We start from the raw sequence: 15,104 nt of genomic DNA, 5'->3' as shown, positions 1-15,104 counted from the left end.
TGGTTTGTGGCGCGCTTTATGGGCGCGCCACAGCTGTGCCTCAACCAGCAAACATTTATTCCACCGTCACCGACTTCGCCAGATTACGCGGCTTGTCCACATCGGTTCCACGCGCCAGCGCTGTGTGATACGCCAGCAACTGCAGCGCAGCCACGTGCAGGATCGGTGACAGCAAACCGTAGTGCTCAGGCAAGCGAATCACGTGCAGGCCATCGCCCGACGTGATGCGCGAATCAACGTCGGCGAACACGTACAGCTGACCGCCGCGCGCGCGCACTTCCTGCATGTTCGACTTCAGCTTTTCCAGCAGTGCATCGTTCGGGGCGATCGTGACCACGGGCATCTCTTCGGTCACCAGCGCCAGCGGGCCGTGCTTCAGTTCACCGGCCGGATACGCTTCGGCGTGGATGTACGAAATCTCCTTGAGCTTCAGTGCGCCTTCCAGCGCGATCGGGTAGTGGATGCCGCGGCCCAGGAAGAGGGCGTTTTCCTTGCGGGCGAAGTCATCGGCCCAGGCGATGATCTGCGGCTCGAGCGCCAGCACGGCGGCCAGCGCGACGGGCAGGTGACGCATCTGCTTGAGGTGTTCGGCTTCTTCGGCATCGGTCAGGCGGCCATTGACCTGGGCCAGCGTCAGCGTCAGCAGGAACAGGGCGGCCAGCTGGGTCGTGAAGGCCTTGGTCGAGGCCACGCCAACCTCGACACCGGCGCGGGTGATGTAGGCCAGCTTGCATTCGCGCACCATGGCGCTCGTCGAGACGTTGCAGATGGTCAGCGTGTGTTCCATGCCCAGGCTGCGCGCGTGCTTGAGCGCGGCAAGGGTGTCGGCCGTTTCGCCGCTCTGGGTGATGGTCACGACCAGCGTGTCCGGATGCGGCACGCTGTCGCGGTAGCGGTATTCGCTGGCGATCTCGACGCTCACAGGCACCTTGGCCACCGATTCGATCCAGTACTTGGCGGTCAGGCCTGCGTAGTAGCTGGTGCCGCAGGCCAGGATCAACACGCGGTCGATTTTCTTGAACACCGCGAAGGCGCCGTCGCCGAACAGTTCCGGCATGATGCCGGTGACGCCTTCGAGCGTGTCGCCGATCACGCGTGGCTGCTCGAAGATTTCTTTCTGCATGTAGTGGCGGTATGGGCCGAGTTCGGCAGCGCCCGTGTGGGCGTGCACGGTCTTGACCTCGCGCTCGACCGGGCGGCCGTCAACGTCAACGATCCAGTAGCGCGCCAGTTGCAGGTCGACCACGTCGCCTTCTTCCAGGTAGATGATCTGGTCGGTCGTGCCGGCCAGCGCCATCGCGTCGGAGGCGACGAAGTTTTCGTCCTTGCCCACGCCGACGATCAGCGGCGAACCCTGGCGCGCGGCGATCACGCGGTGCGGTTCTTCGCGGCAGAACACGGCGATGGCGTAGGCGCCGTGCAGGCGCTTGACGGCTTGCTGCACGGTCTCGAACAGGTCGCCGTTGTACATGTGGTCGACCAGGTGAGCGATGACCTCGGTGTCGGTCTGGCTCATGAAGACGTAGCCCAGGCCGGTCAGTTCGGCGCGCAGTTCGTCGTGGTTTTCGATGATGCCGTTGTGAACCAGCGCGATACGCGCATTGTCTTCGCTTGGCGAGAAGTGGGGGTGGGCATTATGCGATGCTGGCGCGCCGTGCGTGGCCCAGCGGGTGTGGGCGATGCCGGTGAAGCCGTCCAGATGCGCTTCCTTGACCTGCGCTTCCAGTTCAGCCACACGCGACGTCGAGCGCGAGCGGGTCAGGCGGCCATCGAGGTGCACGGCCACGCCGCAGGAGTCATAGCCCCGGTACTCGAGGCGCTTGAGACCCTCGATCAGGACTGGGGTAATGTTGCGTTTTGCGACTGCTCCGACGATACCGCACATGGCTAACCTCACTTCAAAGATATTCAATGAGTATTATCGTAGAGCAATTACGGTGAAATAAGCGTACAGTGTGCGACTATATTTGTCATATTATTTCACGACTACGACGGTGTGAAATCTTGTTTCATATAATCGCGCTAAATACTCTTAAATTTCATGCCTATCAATGCTCTCCCTGTCCTTGACGACATCGATCGTCGCATTCTGACCATTCTGCAGACTGACGCATCGCAGACGAACGCGCAGCTGGCGGCGCAAGTGCATGTGTCGCCACCGACGTGCCTGCGCCGCGTGAAGACCATGACGGACAGCGGCGTCATCCAGCGCCAGGTGGCCATCGTTGCACCCGAGAAGGTGGGATCAAGCCTGAGCGCCATCGTCGAGATCACGCTCGATGTGCAGGCCGCCGAGCGCATGGCCGAATTCGAGAAATTGGCGGACACGGAAGCTGCGGTGCTGCAGTGCTACCGCGTGTCGCCCGGGCCGGATTTCGTGCTGATCGTGCAAGTGGCCGACATGCCGGCCTACCACGATCTGGCGCACCGGCTGTTCACCGCGCACGCCAATGTGCGTAATGTGAAGACTTATTTTGCGACGCACCGCAGCAAGTTCGAAACGCGTATTGCCGTGTAATCAGGCATAAAAGTCACGCGAATACCTGTGGATAACAATGTGGATGACCACAGGGAAGAACATGGGATAAGCAGGGTATTACCCTGTGTTTATCTTGTTCATTTCCTGTGATTAGCCTGTGCGCACTCAGTGGATTACTTCTTGATTTTCACTGGACGCTTCCAGCTGTCGATGGTGATTTGCTTCGATCGCGAGATGGTCAGCTTGCCGGCAGGCGCATCCTTGGTCAGCGTCGTGCCGGCCGCCAGCGTGGCGCCCTTGCCAACCGTGACCGGCGCGATCAGCTGGGTGTCGCTGCCAACGAACACGTCGTCTTCGATCACGGTGCGGAACTTGTTCGCGCCGTCGTAGTTGCAGGTAATGACACCCGCGCCGATATTGACGCGCGAGCCAATCGTGGCGTCGCCCACGTACGTGAGGTGATTGGCCTTGCTGTGCGCGGCGACCGTGCTGTTCTTAACCTCGACAAAGTTACCGATGTGGACATCTTCGCCGAGCGTGGTACCAGGCCGCAGGCGCGCGTACGGCCCGATCTGCGAGGCGGCGCCGATCGTGGCGTCGTCGATATGGGAGAACGGCTTGATATTGGCGCCCGCGCCCACGGTGGCGTCGACCAGCACGCAGTGCGCGCCGATGCGCACGCCGTCGGCCAGCTCGACGCGGCCTTCGAATACGCAACCCACGTCGATCGTGACATCGCGGCCGCAAATGAGTTCACCGCGCACATCGATGCGTGCCGGATCCATCAAGGTCACGCCACGTTCCAGCAATGCGTGGGCAATGTTCAGCTGGTGACGGCGCTCGAGCTCGGCCAACTGCACCTTGCTGTTGACGCCCGCCACTTCCCATTCGCCGGACGGCTGGCTCGAGACGACCGGCACGCCGTCGGCCACGGCCTGGGCGACGATGTCGGTCAGGTAGTACTCGCCCTGGGCGTTGTTGTTGGACAGCGCCGCCAGCCACTTCTTGAGGTGGCGGGTCGGAATCGCCATGATGCCGCTGTTGATTTCCTTGATGGCGCGTTCGGTCTCGGTCGCGTCTTTCTCTTCGACGATGCGCACGATCTTGCCGTCTTCACGCACGATGCGGCCCAGCCCGAATGGATTGGCCTGCTCGACGGTGAGAATGCCCAGCTTGTCGCTACCAGCGGCCTCGACCAGGCGGCGCAGCGTGGCGACGGTGGTCAGCGGGACGTCGCCATACAGCACGATCGTTGGCTGGTCATCGTCCAGTTGCGGCACGGCTTGCATGACGGCGTGACCGGTGCCCTGCTGCGGTTCCTGCAGCGCGGTATCGATCGTGCTGCCGGTGGATTCTGCCACTGTTGCGACCATCTCTGGCACCGCTGCGCCTCCATGTCCATAAATCACGCATAATTTCTGCGGATTCAAGCCACGCGCGGTATCGATGACGTGGCGCAAAAGGGGCTTACCAGCCAGTGGATGCAGTACTTTCGGCAAGGCAGACTGCATGCGTTTGCCCATACCGGCGGCGAGGATCACAACGTTCATAAGCCGTTCTCAAAAAGTTGAATATATGAAAAATTTTAGCATGCGCGATGGCGCGTTCCGACGCGCGTTTGCGCTCCTGCTGCTTGCCATGACGGTCATGGCCGCCGGTTGCAGCTCGATTCGCTTCTCGTACAACCAGGGTGACACTTTACTGTACTGGTGGATGAATTCGTATGTCGACTTCGAAGGTCAACAAGCGGATGTGGCAAAGCGCGATATCAAAGCTGTGTTCCAGTGGCACCGCAAGACGGAGTTGCGTGACTATGCTGCATTGCTGGGCACGTTCAAGCGTCAGCTGGCTGGCAACCCGACCCAGGCCGACCTGCTCGGCGACTACCGCGAAATCCGCGTGCGCGCCGATCGCCTGGGCCAGCGCGCCGTGCCGGAACTGACGACACTGGCCATGTCGATCACACCCGAGCAGATCACCCACATGGAGCGCAAGTTCAAGGACAAGAACGACGAATACCGCCGCAAGTTCATGGATGGCAGTGTCGACAAGCGCCAGCGCGCCCGTTTCAAGAAATCGATGGAACAGATGGAACTCTGGTTCGGCAACTTCAGCAGCGAACAGGAGGCGACCCTGCGCCGCGCGTCCGATCTGCGTCCGCTGGACAACAACCTGTGGCTGGAAGAGCGCCAGTACCGCCAGCGCCGCGTGCTGGCCGTACTGACGGAGATCCAGCAAAAGAAACTCAACCGCGAACAGACGTCGGCGCGCGTAGCGGGCTTGATGCGGGAATTGTCCAGCCGCATGGACTCGCCGGAACGCAAGGGTTTCTATGATGCCAGCATCGATCACACCACCAAGTTCATCCTGACGGCGATCCGGGTCGCCACGCCCCAGCAGAAAGCCCATGCGCAGGAGCGCATCCAGGGCTGGATTGGCGACCTTGAGGCGCTGGCTGCAGGGAAATAAGCAAGTAAATAAGTAACTGAAAAAGCACGCAAAGGGCGGCGCGCAATCGCATGTAAACCCCATGCTATAGTGCCGCCCATGCACAGAAAGTCCATCAACTCCAAGCCTGCTGGCCCCAAGCCGCACGGCGCGCCGCGCATGGCGCAGCACCAGGTCCGCATCATCGGCGGCGCCTTCAAACGAACCCTGCTCCCCGTCGTCGACGCACTTGGCCTGCGGCCCACGCCGGACCGCGTGCGCGAAACCGTCTTCAACTGGATCAATCACCAGCTCGCCAATGACTGGGATGCTGCTACCGTACTCGACCTGTACGCCGGTTCCGGGGCGCTGGGCTTCGAGGCGGCCAGCCGCGGTGCGGCATCGGTGCTGATGGTCGACAACTATAGCCCGGCGGTACGCCAGCTGGAAGCAAACCGCGACAAGCTCAAGGCGACCAACGTCACAATCCTGCGCGCCGACGCCTTGACGCTCGTGCGCGACCTGGCCACCCGTGGCCAGCGTTTCGACGTGATCTTTCTTGATCCACCCTACCAGCAAGACTTGCTGGCCAAGACGTTGCCGTTATGCGCAGCGCTGCTGAAAGAGGGCGGTATGGTGTATGCGGAAGCCGAGGCGCCCCTGCTGGCCGAAGGTGATGCGGTGCCTGAGTGGCTGGCAGGCTGGGAAGCGGTGCGTGCGGACAAGGCCGGCATGGTCTACTATCACCTGCTCAAGCTGCAAGAAAAACAGGCATACGTTGTTGAAAGGCTGTGAAAACTGCACAGCCATTGGGCAAACCCCGCCCCAGCGTGGGGCGAATGCCGGGTATTTAAGGCATAATGCGCGTTCTATCACGGTGTATTTTTCACAGGAGCCGCAATGGTTGTAGCTGTCTATCCAGGTACTTTCGACCCGCTCACCCGCGGCCACGAGGATTTGGTACGCCGCGCATCCGGCCTGTTCGACCGTCTGGTGGTCGGCGTTGCCGATAGCCGGAACAAGCGTCCCTTCTTCACGCTTGAAGAGCGCCTCGAAATCGCCAATGAAGTGCTGGGCCATTATCCGAACGTGCAGGTCGAAAGTTTTTCGGGCCTGCTCAAGGATTTCGTGCGCAAGCACGACGCCCGTGTGATCGTGCGCGGTCTGCGCGCGGTATCCGATTTCGAATACGAGTTCCAGATGGCGGGCATGAACCGCTACCTGCTGCCGGATGTCGAAACCCTGTTCCTGACCCCGTCCGACCAGTACCAGTTCATTTCGGGCACCATCGTGCGCGAGATCGCAATGCTGGGCGGCGACGTGTCCAAATTCGTTTTCCCATCGGTCGACCGCTGGCTGCAAAACAAGATCGCCAGCCTGCCCCCAGCACCGGTCGCCTGATTTACCTGGAAGTACCATGGCCCTTCTGATTACCGACGACTGCATCAACTGCGACGTCTGCGAACCCGAATGCCCCAACGATGCCATTTCGATGGGCGACGAGTATTACCAGATCAATCCGAACAAGTGCACCGAGTGTGTCGGTCACTTTGAAGAACCGCAGTGCCAACTTCTGTGCCCGGTCGCATGCATCCCGCTCGACCCGGCCTGGCGCGAATCGCGCGAAGAACTCCTCATCAAGTACGAACGTCTGACGGCCGACAAAGCCGCTGCCTGATCCCCTCTGTGGCCGACGCCTCCCTGTCAGCTCGATTCTCTCTCGTGACACTGCTACACCGCCAGCTGGCTTGAGCCGCTGGCGGTGTTCGCTCGCGTAGTCAACTCGCGTCGCGCCCCGTTTGCCCCTCCAGCGTTCTACATGGTTAGCGTCATCTGATACTTTCAGTAGTAAATTTTCCTCCACCTATTTTGTTACTTATGGTTTTACTATAAATTATATAGAATGTGAACTTCGTGGAATATCTCATATATATACGCTTAAATTATCTTTTATCTTCTAATTTAAACTATCTACGCTCATTTTTTTATGAAATATTGCCATACGAATTTCGAGTAAATTCCTTTAAAATGCTTCTTTATAGATTTTATAATTCCAACTTCTGTTAAAACTCTTTATAACTCTGCCATAAATTTTGGATAAATGTAATTCTATGTGAACTTTGTCACATTACGGGGCTGAGGAAAGCCGGGTAACACCAAGTCATCATCAAAACATGAGAGTTGAGAATGTTTTGCCAGAATACAAAGCGACAGGCGAAAAAAAACGCGGCTACCGTGTCCGGTGCCGCGTTTCAGCGAAAGGGAAAGCAGGTCAGCGATGGATCGTCATCAGGTTGATTTCGGCGGCAGAGCCGATTTACCTGGACGTGGACGTACCATCAGATACAGCGCGCGGCCAATACCAACCAGCAGGGGACGGAAAAACAGGGCGATCCCGCCGAACAGGGCAAGATAGATGGTCATGCTGAACAACAGGCTGTATGGCACCGCGCTGGCGGTTTGAACTAGGGTGGCGGTGGAAGACATGATGTACTCGTTCTATGATTGTGGATAACTCTAGTGCATCGCAACATATAAATCTAATTCCCATCGCTGATGGCACTTATACTGTTTGTGAATGAGTTGAGGTACACTTGTATTCACGACAGTTTTATCCTGAATTCCATGAGCTTTCTGACGCTTGACCTGAATTTGCTGCGCGTGTTCGATGCCGTCATGACCGAGCAAAACCTGACGCGCGCTGCCGGCCACCTGGCCATGACCCAGCCTGCTGTCTCGAATGCCATCAAGCGATTGCGTGAAAGCCTGGGCGACGAACTCCTGATCCGCACTGCCTACGGCGTCAAGCCGACGCCGCGCGCCGAAGCGCTGTGGCCAGCGGTGCGCCAGGCGCTGGCGGCCCTCGAAGCGGCCGTGATGCCGGAAACGTTCGACGTCTCCAAGGCGCAGGCAACGTTCCGGATGGCGATGGCCGACGCGACCGCGGCCTTGTGGCTGCCGTCGCTGATGCGCTCGATCGAGGGCGAGGCGCCGGGCGTGAACATCCGCATGGTGCCGCTGACCACGCGCGAACCGCGGCCGATGCTGCTGCGCGGCGATATCGACCTGGCGGTGGGCTTCTTCCCGGGGGTGGCGGCGCAGTTGTCGTACGAAACGGGCTCGCCGATTCGCCACGAGCGCCTGTATTCGGGCGTGTACGTGTGCGTGATGCGCAAGGATCACCCGCTGGCCAAGGAAAAGCTCGATCTCGACACGTATTGCAAGGCAAACCACCTGCTGGTGAGCTTCTCGGGCCGCGCCCACGGCCTGGTGGACGAGGCACTGGGCCAGATGGGCCGCGAGCGGCGCATTCTGCTGACGGTGAACCAGTTCTTCACGGCTGGCCGGGTGGTGGCCAACTCGGACCTGATCACGGTGCTGCCAAAGCACTTGCTGGTCTCGACCGGCATGGCCGATGTCCTGATCTGGAAAGAATTGCCACTCCAGCTACCGGCCGTCCACCTGGACATGCTGTGGCACGAGCGCGACGGCCGCAGCCCGGCGCACCGCTGGCTGCGCAAGAACCTCGAAGGCATGGCCGAAAGCGCGTCCAAAGGCGGCGTGCGCAAGGTCGTCTGATACGTTGTCACCAGGGATGGCGCAGCCGCGTCATCCCTTCTCACCTGTACATCGACCTCCTTGCCTGGTGGCTCTGCCTACCATGCAATTCCCAAATCCATTTTGCGCGAGATCCGTCACCGGGTTTGCGCTAGCTCATCTTGAATGATTCGTCACGTTCGAGAATGGTCATGCGCCGTGCATACCGCATACGCACATACAGGGAGATAGGGAGATGACAATGCACCATTTATCGACGGGCCAGTTCGGTGTGTTTGGGATCACTCTGCTGCTCATGCTTGCGGCTTCAGGCCGCGCTACAGCGGCTGCCGAGGATGACGCCACTGATGCCGGGCGCAATGGTGGTGACATCTACAGCATCGTCAATCTCGCCGCGCCAACGAGTTATAACGGCTTTGTCAACGCACGTGGGCAGGCGGCGTTCGAGTACCCGGGGCCGGATGGTCGCACACAGGTGGCGTTTTTCAATGGCGATCGCATTGTCGATATCAGTCCCCCAGGCAATGAGCGTACGTTTGTCGGCGGTCTGAACGAACAAGGTGAGGTGATTTTCAACGCACGCTTCCTCGACGCGCAGAGTCCCGGCGGCCTGCGGTACCAGCCATTGCGCTGGTCCGCTGCAAGGGGCCGGGTGGTGCTACCGTCGCTCAATGCGCGCGAATACGCCTCCCTGGACGCGATCAACAAACATGGCCAGATCGCGGGCCTGTCTGCCACGTCCAGCGACAACAGCAGCGTGCGTGCAGTGCGCTGGACGTCGGCAAATCGCCTGTCATCACTGCCCGGCGTCAGCGGCTTCGTTCCAGGCGCTGCCTACGGCATCAACGATCTCGATGCCGTCGTCGGCTCGGGCAGCGCTGTCAATGGCGGCACGACCACGCTGGTCTGGAACGCTGACGGCCGTCCCACGAATCTTGGAACGTTCGGGGCACGCAGTGCGTATGGTATCCGCATCAATAATCAGGGCGACATTCTCGGTTGGCGGATCGTCGACGCTGCAACCCGTGGCTTCTTCTTGTCGAGCCCAGGAAAACCCGCTGTCAGCATCAATGCTGCCTATCCCACGACACTCAATGAAGCGAGCGAGGTCATCGGCGCAGTGCGGGGCCCGACCACGAACGAGTTTCGCGCCTTCCGGTACTCACGCGCGCGCGGTTTTCTCAGCCTGCACCCGGCGGGCATGTTCACGTCGGAGGCCAACGCACTGAACGATGATGGCGTGAGTGTGGGCCTGATCCGCTCCGGCATGTTCGACGAAGGCCGCGCCTATCGCTGGTCGCGCACGGGCGTGGCGACCGATCTCAATCTGCGCCTGCACAACGCGCCAACAGGGTTGGTGGTAACCGAAGGGCTTGGTATTGCAGCCAACGGCGATATCCTGGCCCAATCGAACGCCGGCCTGGTGTTTCTGCGCCGCGGTGGCGGCGGTACCGATGCGCCGGTGCTGGGCCCGATACAAATCCCGGCGCTGCGCGAGAACGAGCTTGCCAGGCTCACGCTGTCATTTCGCGACCGTAATGTCCGCGACACCCATACGGCCACCATCGACTGGGGCGATGGCAGCGGGCCGCTACCGGCGGTCGTGCGCGAGCGCAATGGCGCGGGTACAGTCTTGGCTGAACACACGTATGGCGTTGCAGGGGATTACCGCGCGACCGTGATCGTCACCGATTCGGCGCGCAGGCGTACGACGATGTCTGCGTTCGTGCGGGTGGGCTTCACCGACGGCGCGCAGCTGGTGGGCGAAGGGATGCTCCAGTCGGCCGTGGCTCCTGGCAGCGGCGTCTATTCGCCTGCTGCCAGAACAGCCTTCCGGCTGGCAGCGCCACTCGCGCTCAAGACAGATGCAGGCACGCCGTTCGTGTTTCGTCTGCTGGGCAGCACGTCATTCAAAGGTGAGACCCTGGATCGGATCACGCTCGACGGCAACCGGGTCAAGCTGGAAGGCACGGGGCAACTGGACAATCGCCCGGGCTATCGCTTCGTGATCGATGCCGTGGCCGGTGAGGGCGACGCGCTTGCCAGCGCCAGCAGGATGGCGGTGCGCATCGAAGAAGCGAATGGGGTGGGCGCGATGCAGAGGGCAACGTTCGAAGCAGGCCGCGGCGATACGCCACAGGATGTCACTCGGGCTGCCAGTCAGGCCGCGCAAGCGCCACCTGCCAGCCTTCTATACCGCGGCGCACTACGCCTGACCGGCCAGACCAGCAAGACCGGCCAGGCTGGGCAGCCATAAATCAGCGAATCGGCAGCTTGGTGGAGTTTTTCACTTCTTCCATCACCGCATAGGTGTGCGTCTCGCGCACACCTTTCTGCAGCAGCGTCTTGCCAAGAAATTCGCGGTAAGCTGCCATGTCTTTCACGCGCGCCTTGACCAGGTAGTCGAAGCCGCCCGCCACCATATGGCATTCGAGCACTTCGGGGATCATCTGCACACTTTGCTTGAAGGCATCGAACACTTCAGGCGTGGTGCGGTCGAGCACGACTTCGATGAATACCAGCAGCGACACGTCCAGCAACTGTGGATTGAGCTGGGCGGTGTAGCCCATGATGTAACCTGATTCGTGCAGCTTGCGCACACGTTCGAGGCAGGCAGCCGGCGACAAGTTGACGCGTGCCGCCAGTTCGACGTTGCTGATGCGGCCGTCGTTCTGCAATTCGGCCAGAATCTTTTTGCTAATCTTGTCCAGCATGCTACATCTCCTTATAAATTTTATTTGGTCAGATTGTCGCATCAAAAACTATCTATTGCCAGTATCGGTTAAATCCAGAATAAATCCAGAAGAAATCCTTCTACAATCGAATCATTTCCACCAAGTTCCGATCTGCGCCGGCTGTTGCTTACAGCACGGCGCTTTTGCTGTGCGGTGGCCCTCGTTGTGTATTTTTCTTTTGACTAGATAGCCATGCAGATTGCTGCTCACCCGGCCTCCATTTTCGTTCCGTTCGACGCCCTACACGCTGAAATCAAGCGCGACCAAACTCCCCTGCGCGCTGCCATCACGGCCGCCTACCGCCGCGATGAAACCGAGGCGGTGCAGTGGCTGCTGGCCCAGGGGTCAGGCGCCAGCCATGACGCCCAGGCACTGGCCCACCGCCTGGTCGCCGCCGTGCGTGAAAAACGCACCCGCTCGTCGGGCGTGGATGCCCTGATGCACGAATTCTCGCTGTCGTCGGAAGAGGGCGTGGCATTGATGTGCCTGGCCGAAGCACTGCTGCGCATTCCGGACAGCGAAACGGCCGACCGCCTCATCGCCGACAAGATCAGCAAGGGCGACTGGCGCAAGCACCTGGGCGAATCCCCGTCGCTGTTCGTCAACGCGGCCACCTGGGGCCTGCTCATCACCGGCAAGTTGGTGTCGACCAATAGCGAACAAGGCCTGGGCTCGGCGCTCACGCGCATGATCGCCAAGGGCGGCGAACCGCTGATCCGCAAGGGCGTCGACATGGCGATGCGCATGCTGGGCAATCAGTTCGTCACCGGCCAGACCATCGACGAGGCACTGAAAAACAGCCGCGAGAACGAAACGCGCGGCTACCGCTACTCGTACGACATGCTGGGTGAAGCGGCGCTGACCGAACTCGATGCGCAACATTACTACGCGTCGTACGAGCAGGCGATCCATGCGATCGGCAAGGCCTCGAATGGCCGCGGCATCAAGGAAGGCCCGGGCATCTCGATCAAGCTCTCGGCGCTGCACCCGCGCTACAGCCGCGCGCAGTCGGCGCGCGTGATGGACGAACTGCTGCCGCGCGTGCGCAGCCTTGTGCTGCTGGCCAAGCGCTACGACATCGGCATCAATATCGACGCCGAAGAAGCCGACCGCCTCGAGATCTCGCTCGACATGCTCGAGGTGCTGGCGTTCGACCCCGAGCTGGCCGGCTTCGAAGGCATCGGCCTGGTGGTGCAGGCCTACCAGAAGCGCTGCCCGTACGTGATCGATTATGTGATCGACCTGGCCAAGCGCAGCAGCCGCAAGTTCATGGTGCGGCTGGTGAAGGGCGCTTATTGGGACGCCGAGATCAAGCGCGCCCAAGTCGACGGCATGCCCGGCTATCCGGTCTATACGCGCAAGGTGCACACCGATGTGTCTTACCTGATCTGCGCGCGCAAGCTGCTCGGCGCATCCGACATCCTGTACCCGCAGTTTGCCACCCACAATGCGCATACGCTGTCCGTCATCTATACATGGGCGCGTCTGGGCAATATCAGCAACTACGAATTCCAGTGCCTGCACGGCATGGGCGAAACGCTGTATGACCAGGTCGTGGGCAGCAAGAACCTCGATAAACCCTGCCGTATTTACGCGCCGGTCGGCTCGCACGAAACGCTGCTGGCCTACCTCGTGCGCCGCCTGCTGGAGAACGGCGCCAACTCGTCGTTCGTGAACCAGATCGTCGACGAGAGCGTGGCCATCAACACCCTGATCACCGATCCATTCGAGGCCGCCCGCGCCAGCGGTGGCAAGCCGCATCCGGCAATCGCGCTGCCGGTGGACATGTTCGGTACCGAGCGCAAGAATTCCGCCGGCATGGACCTGGTCAACGAAGACATCCTGGGCGTGCTGGCGGGTGGCCTGTCGCAACAGCGCCGGCACGTCGCCGCGCCCCTGACTGCAGCAACGGTCGAGGCCGGCGCAATTGATGCCGGAGCATTCGCCAATGTGGTCAACCCGGCCCAGTCGGCCGATATCGTCGGCCTGGTGCAGGAAGCCTCGCGCGCCGACGTCGACGCCGCGCTGGCAGCGGCCAGTGCCTTTGCCGGCGAGTGGGCCGCCACCAGCACGACCGGGCGCGCCGCGATCCTGGAACGCACCGCCGACCTGTTCGAGCACCATGGCGTCGAGCTGATGGCACTGGCCGTGCGCGAAGCGGGCAAATCGCTGCCGAACGCGATTGCCGAACTGCGCGAAGCAGTCGACTTCCTGCGCTACTACGCGGTGCAGATCCGCGCTGTAACTGGAGTCCAGGCAAACGTCCAGGCATTGGGCCCGGTCAGCTGCATCAGCCCATGGAACTTCCCGCTGGCGATCTTCACGGGGCAGGTCGCGGCGGCACTGGCCGCCGGCAACGTGGTGCTGGCCAAGCCTGCCGAGCAAACGCCGCTGATCGCCCACCGCGCGGTGGAGCTGTTCCTCGAGGCCGGTACGCCGCGCGCCGCGCTGCAACTGCTGCCAGGCCGCGGCGAAGTCGTCGGCGCCGCGCTGACGGCCGACAGCCGCATCAAGGGTGTGATCTTCACCGGGTCGACCGAAGTCGCGCAGCTGATCAACCGCACGCTGGCCAAACGCGCCGAACAGGAAGGCATCGACATTCCGCTGGTGGCCGAAACGGGTGGCCAGAACGCGCTGATCGTCGACTCGTCGGCGCTGCCCGAACAGGTGGTGGGCGACGTGTTGAGCTCAGCCTTCGATTCGGCCGGCCAGCGCTGTTCGGCGCTGCGCGTGCTGTTCCTGCAGGAAGACATCGCCGACAAGACCATCAAGATGCTCAAGGGTGCGATGCAGGAACTGCGCGTGGGCAGCCCGGATCGCCTGGCGACCGATATCGGTCCGGTCATCGATGCAGAAGCGCAGCGCAACCTGCTGGCGCACATCGAACGCACGAAAGCCACGGCGCGCAGCCACTTTGCGCTCGAGCTGCCGACCGCCATCACCAGCTGCGGCACCTTCGTGCCGCCGACGGTGCTCGAGATCGCGTCGCTGTCGGAACTCAAGCAAGAGGTATTTGGCCCGGTCCTGCACATCGTGCGCTACCGCCGCGCCGATCTGCCGAAGGTGATCGCGTCGATCAATGCCACGGGTTTCGGCCTGACGCTGGGCGTGCACTCGCGCATCGATGAAACGATCGACTACATCGTCAACCATGCGCACGTCGGCAATATCTACGTCAACCGCAATATCGTCGGCGCGGTCGTCGGCGTGCAACCGTTCGGTGGCGAAGGCAAATCCGGTACCGGCCCGAAAGCCGGCGGGCCGTTGTACATCAAGCGCCTGCAGCGCGGCGCGGCGCCATTGATGGACCATATCCGTCAGCCTGAGGTTGCGCTGGAAGCGCTGATCGGCTGGCTGCGCACGAACGGCCAGCAACCCGTGGTGGCGCTGGCCGAAGGCTATGCGCGCACGTCGTTGAATGGCGTGGCGATCGACTTGCCGGGGCCGACCGGCGAGCGCAATCGCCTGTCGTTCACGCCGCGCGGCGTCGTGCTGTGCGCATCGGGCACGCCGACAGGCCTGCTCAATCAAGTGGCAGCTGCGCTGGCCACCGGCAACCGCGCACTGGTGCTGACCATGTCGCCAGAGGCCATCCCGGCCAACCTGCCGCAGGCGGTCAAGGAGCGCGTGCGCTTCATTGGCAAGGACGAAGTCGATGCGGGCGAGTTCGCGATCGCCTTGGTCGAATCGGGCCTGGCCGGCTCGCTGCGTACGCAGCTGGCGGCGCGCAGCGGCGCCATTGTCGGGGTGGTCGATACCGAACCACTGGCAGCGGTCGATCTGTGGCGGCTGGTGGCCGAACGCGCCGTCTGCGTCAATACGACAGCGGCTGGGGGTAATGCCAGCCTGATGACGCTGGGCCTGTAATGCACACCACATCGGCGACTTCGGTCGCCGATGTGCTT

12 protein-coding genes are annotated in these 15,104 nt (G+C 61.4%); 8 read left to right on the top strand and 4 right to left on the bottom strand.

All coding sequences use genetic code 11. The annotated features are described in order from the left end of the window. Positions 1–55: 55 nt before the first annotated feature. Entirely contained in the window at positions 56–1,885 is a 1,830-nt protein-coding gene (gene glmS, locus AC56LV_RS14500; protein WP_482896737.1) for a glutamine--fructose-6-phosphate transaminase (isomerizing), read from the bottom strand. A gap of 156 nt (positions 1,886–2,041) precedes the next feature. Between glmS and AC56LV_RS14495 the strand changes: the two genes are divergently transcribed. After that, positions 2,042–2,518, top strand: coding sequence for an Lrp/AsnC family transcriptional regulator (locus AC56LV_RS14495; protein WP_499558612.1), 477 nt, complete (start codon positions 2,042–2,044; stop codon positions 2,516–2,518). Positions 2,519–2,652: 134 nt separating this feature from the next. Here the strand turns inward: AC56LV_RS14495 and glmU are convergent, their stop codons facing one another. Beyond that, positions 2,653–4,029 carry a bifunctional UDP-N-acetylglucosamine diphosphorylase/glucosamine-1-phosphate N-acetyltransferase GlmU gene (glmU, locus tag AC56LV_RS14490; RefSeq protein ID WP_499558610.1) on the bottom strand — a complete coding sequence of 459 codons (1,377 nt, stop codon included), beginning with the start codon at positions 4,027–4,029 and terminating at the stop codon, positions 2,653–2,655. A gap of 25 nt (positions 4,030–4,054) precedes the next feature. Between glmU and AC56LV_RS14485 the strand changes: the two genes are divergently transcribed. The 4 genes from AC56LV_RS14485 to AC56LV_RS14470 all read left to right on the top strand — a co-directional run bounded on the left by AC56LV_RS14485 (position 4,055) and on the right by AC56LV_RS14470 (position 6,584). Further along, positions 4,055–4,948 carry a DUF6279 family lipoprotein gene (locus tag AC56LV_RS14485; protein ID WP_499558608.1) on the top strand — a complete coding sequence of 298 codons (894 nt, stop codon included), beginning with the start codon at positions 4,055–4,057 and terminating at the stop codon, positions 4,946–4,948. 78 nt (positions 4,949–5,026) lie between these two features. Then, on the top strand, positions 5,027–5,701 hold the full coding sequence (gene rsmD / locus AC56LV_RS14480) for a 16S rRNA (guanine(966)-N(2))-methyltransferase RsmD (protein WP_499558606.1): 675 nt from the start codon (positions 5,027–5,029) through the stop codon (positions 5,699–5,701). 105 nt (positions 5,702–5,806) lie between these two features. Continuing rightward, complete coding sequence (gene coaD / locus AC56LV_RS14475; RefSeq protein WP_183554893.1) at positions 5,807–6,307, top strand: pantetheine-phosphate adenylyltransferase; 501 nt, start codon at positions 5,807–5,809, stop codon at positions 6,305–6,307. A gap of 16 nt (positions 6,308–6,323) precedes the next feature. Beyond that, positions 6,324–6,584: a YfhL family 4Fe-4S dicluster ferredoxin gene (locus AC56LV_RS14470; RefSeq protein ID WP_183554890.1), complete on the top strand. Its 261-nt coding sequence runs from the start codon at positions 6,324–6,326 to the stop codon at positions 6,582–6,584. A 611-nt stretch (positions 6,585–7,195) separates the two neighbouring features. On the opposite strand, the gene AC56LV_RS14465 is transcribed toward AC56LV_RS14470, so the two are convergent. Further along, a complete protein-coding gene (locus AC56LV_RS14465) occupies positions 7,196–7,393 on the bottom strand; it encodes a hypothetical protein (RefSeq protein WP_499558605.1) in 198 nt (65 codons plus the stop codon). A gap of 138 nt (positions 7,394–7,531) precedes the next feature. Here AC56LV_RS14465 and AC56LV_RS14460 point away from each other — a divergent pair, with 138 nt between their 5' ends. Beyond that, a complete protein-coding gene (locus AC56LV_RS14460) occupies positions 7,532–8,485 on the top strand; it encodes a LysR family transcriptional regulator (RefSeq protein ID WP_183554886.1) in 954 nt (317 codons plus the stop codon). Positions 8,486–8,705: 220 nt separating this feature from the next. After that, positions 8,706–10,721: a hypothetical protein gene (locus AC56LV_RS14455; protein WP_499558603.1), complete on the top strand. Its 2,016-nt coding sequence runs from the start codon at positions 8,706–8,708 to the stop codon at positions 10,719–10,721. Between the two features lies 1 nt (position 10,722). On the opposite strand, the gene AC56LV_RS14450 is transcribed toward AC56LV_RS14455, so the two are convergent. Beyond that, a complete protein-coding gene (locus AC56LV_RS14450; protein WP_183554882.1) occupies positions 10,723–11,178 on the bottom strand; it encodes an Lrp/AsnC ligand binding domain-containing protein in 456 nt (151 codons plus the stop codon). A 213-nt stretch (positions 11,179–11,391) separates the two neighbouring features. Between AC56LV_RS14450 and putA the strand changes: the two genes are divergently transcribed. Next, a complete protein-coding gene (gene putA / locus AC56LV_RS14445) occupies positions 11,392–15,066 on the top strand; it encodes a trifunctional transcriptional regulator/proline dehydrogenase/L-glutamate gamma-semialdehyde dehydrogenase (protein WP_499558601.1) in 3,675 nt (1,224 codons plus the stop codon). The last annotated feature ends 38 nt before the right edge of the window (positions 15,067–15,104 follow it).

Source organism: Telluria sp. RB2R28, from assembly GCF_059685835.1.
This window is presented reverse-complemented; position numbering and strand designations above follow the sequence as displayed.

Bases quoted from the DNA above. Each gene is read 5' to 3' on its own strand.
- AC56LV_RS14470 (WP_183554890.1), top strand. From the start codon at position 6,324: ATGGCCCTTCTGATTACCGACGACTGCATCAACTGCGACGTCTGCGAA.
- glmS (WP_482896737.1), bottom strand. From the start codon at position 1,885: ATGTGCGGTATCGTCGGAGCAGTCGCAAAACGCAACATTACCCCAGTC.
- AC56LV_RS14460 (WP_183554886.1), top strand. From the start codon at position 7,532: ATGAGCTTTCTGACGCTTGACCTGAATTTGCTGCGCGTGTTCGATGCC.
- AC56LV_RS14495 (WP_499558612.1), top strand. From the start codon at position 2,042: ATGCCTATCAATGCTCTCCCTGTCCTTGACGACATCGATCGTCGCATT.
- AC56LV_RS14485 (WP_499558608.1), top strand. From the start codon at position 4,055: ATGAAAAATTTTAGCATGCGCGATGGCGCGTTCCGACGCGCGTTTGCG.
- glmU (WP_499558610.1), bottom strand. From the start codon at position 4,029: ATGAACGTTGTGATCCTCGCCGCCGGTATGGGCAAACGCATGCAGTCT.
- rsmD (WP_499558606.1), top strand. From the start codon at position 5,027: ATGCACAGAAAGTCCATCAACTCCAAGCCTGCTGGCCCCAAGCCGCAC.
- AC56LV_RS14465 (WP_499558605.1), bottom strand. From the start codon at position 7,393: ATGTCTTCCACCGCCACCCTAGTTCAAACCGCCAGCGCGGTGCCATAC.
- AC56LV_RS14455 (WP_499558603.1), top strand. From the start codon at position 8,706: ATGCACCATTTATCGACGGGCCAGTTCGGTGTGTTTGGGATCACTCTG.
- putA (WP_499558601.1), top strand. From the start codon at position 11,392: ATGCAGATTGCTGCTCACCCGGCCTCCATTTTCGTTCCGTTCGACGCC.
- coaD (WP_183554893.1), top strand. From the start codon at position 5,807: ATGGTTGTAGCTGTCTATCCAGGTACTTTCGACCCGCTCACCCGCGGC.
- AC56LV_RS14450 (WP_183554882.1), bottom strand. From the start codon at position 11,178: ATGCTGGACAAGATTAGCAAAAAGATTCTGGCCGAATTGCAGAACGAC.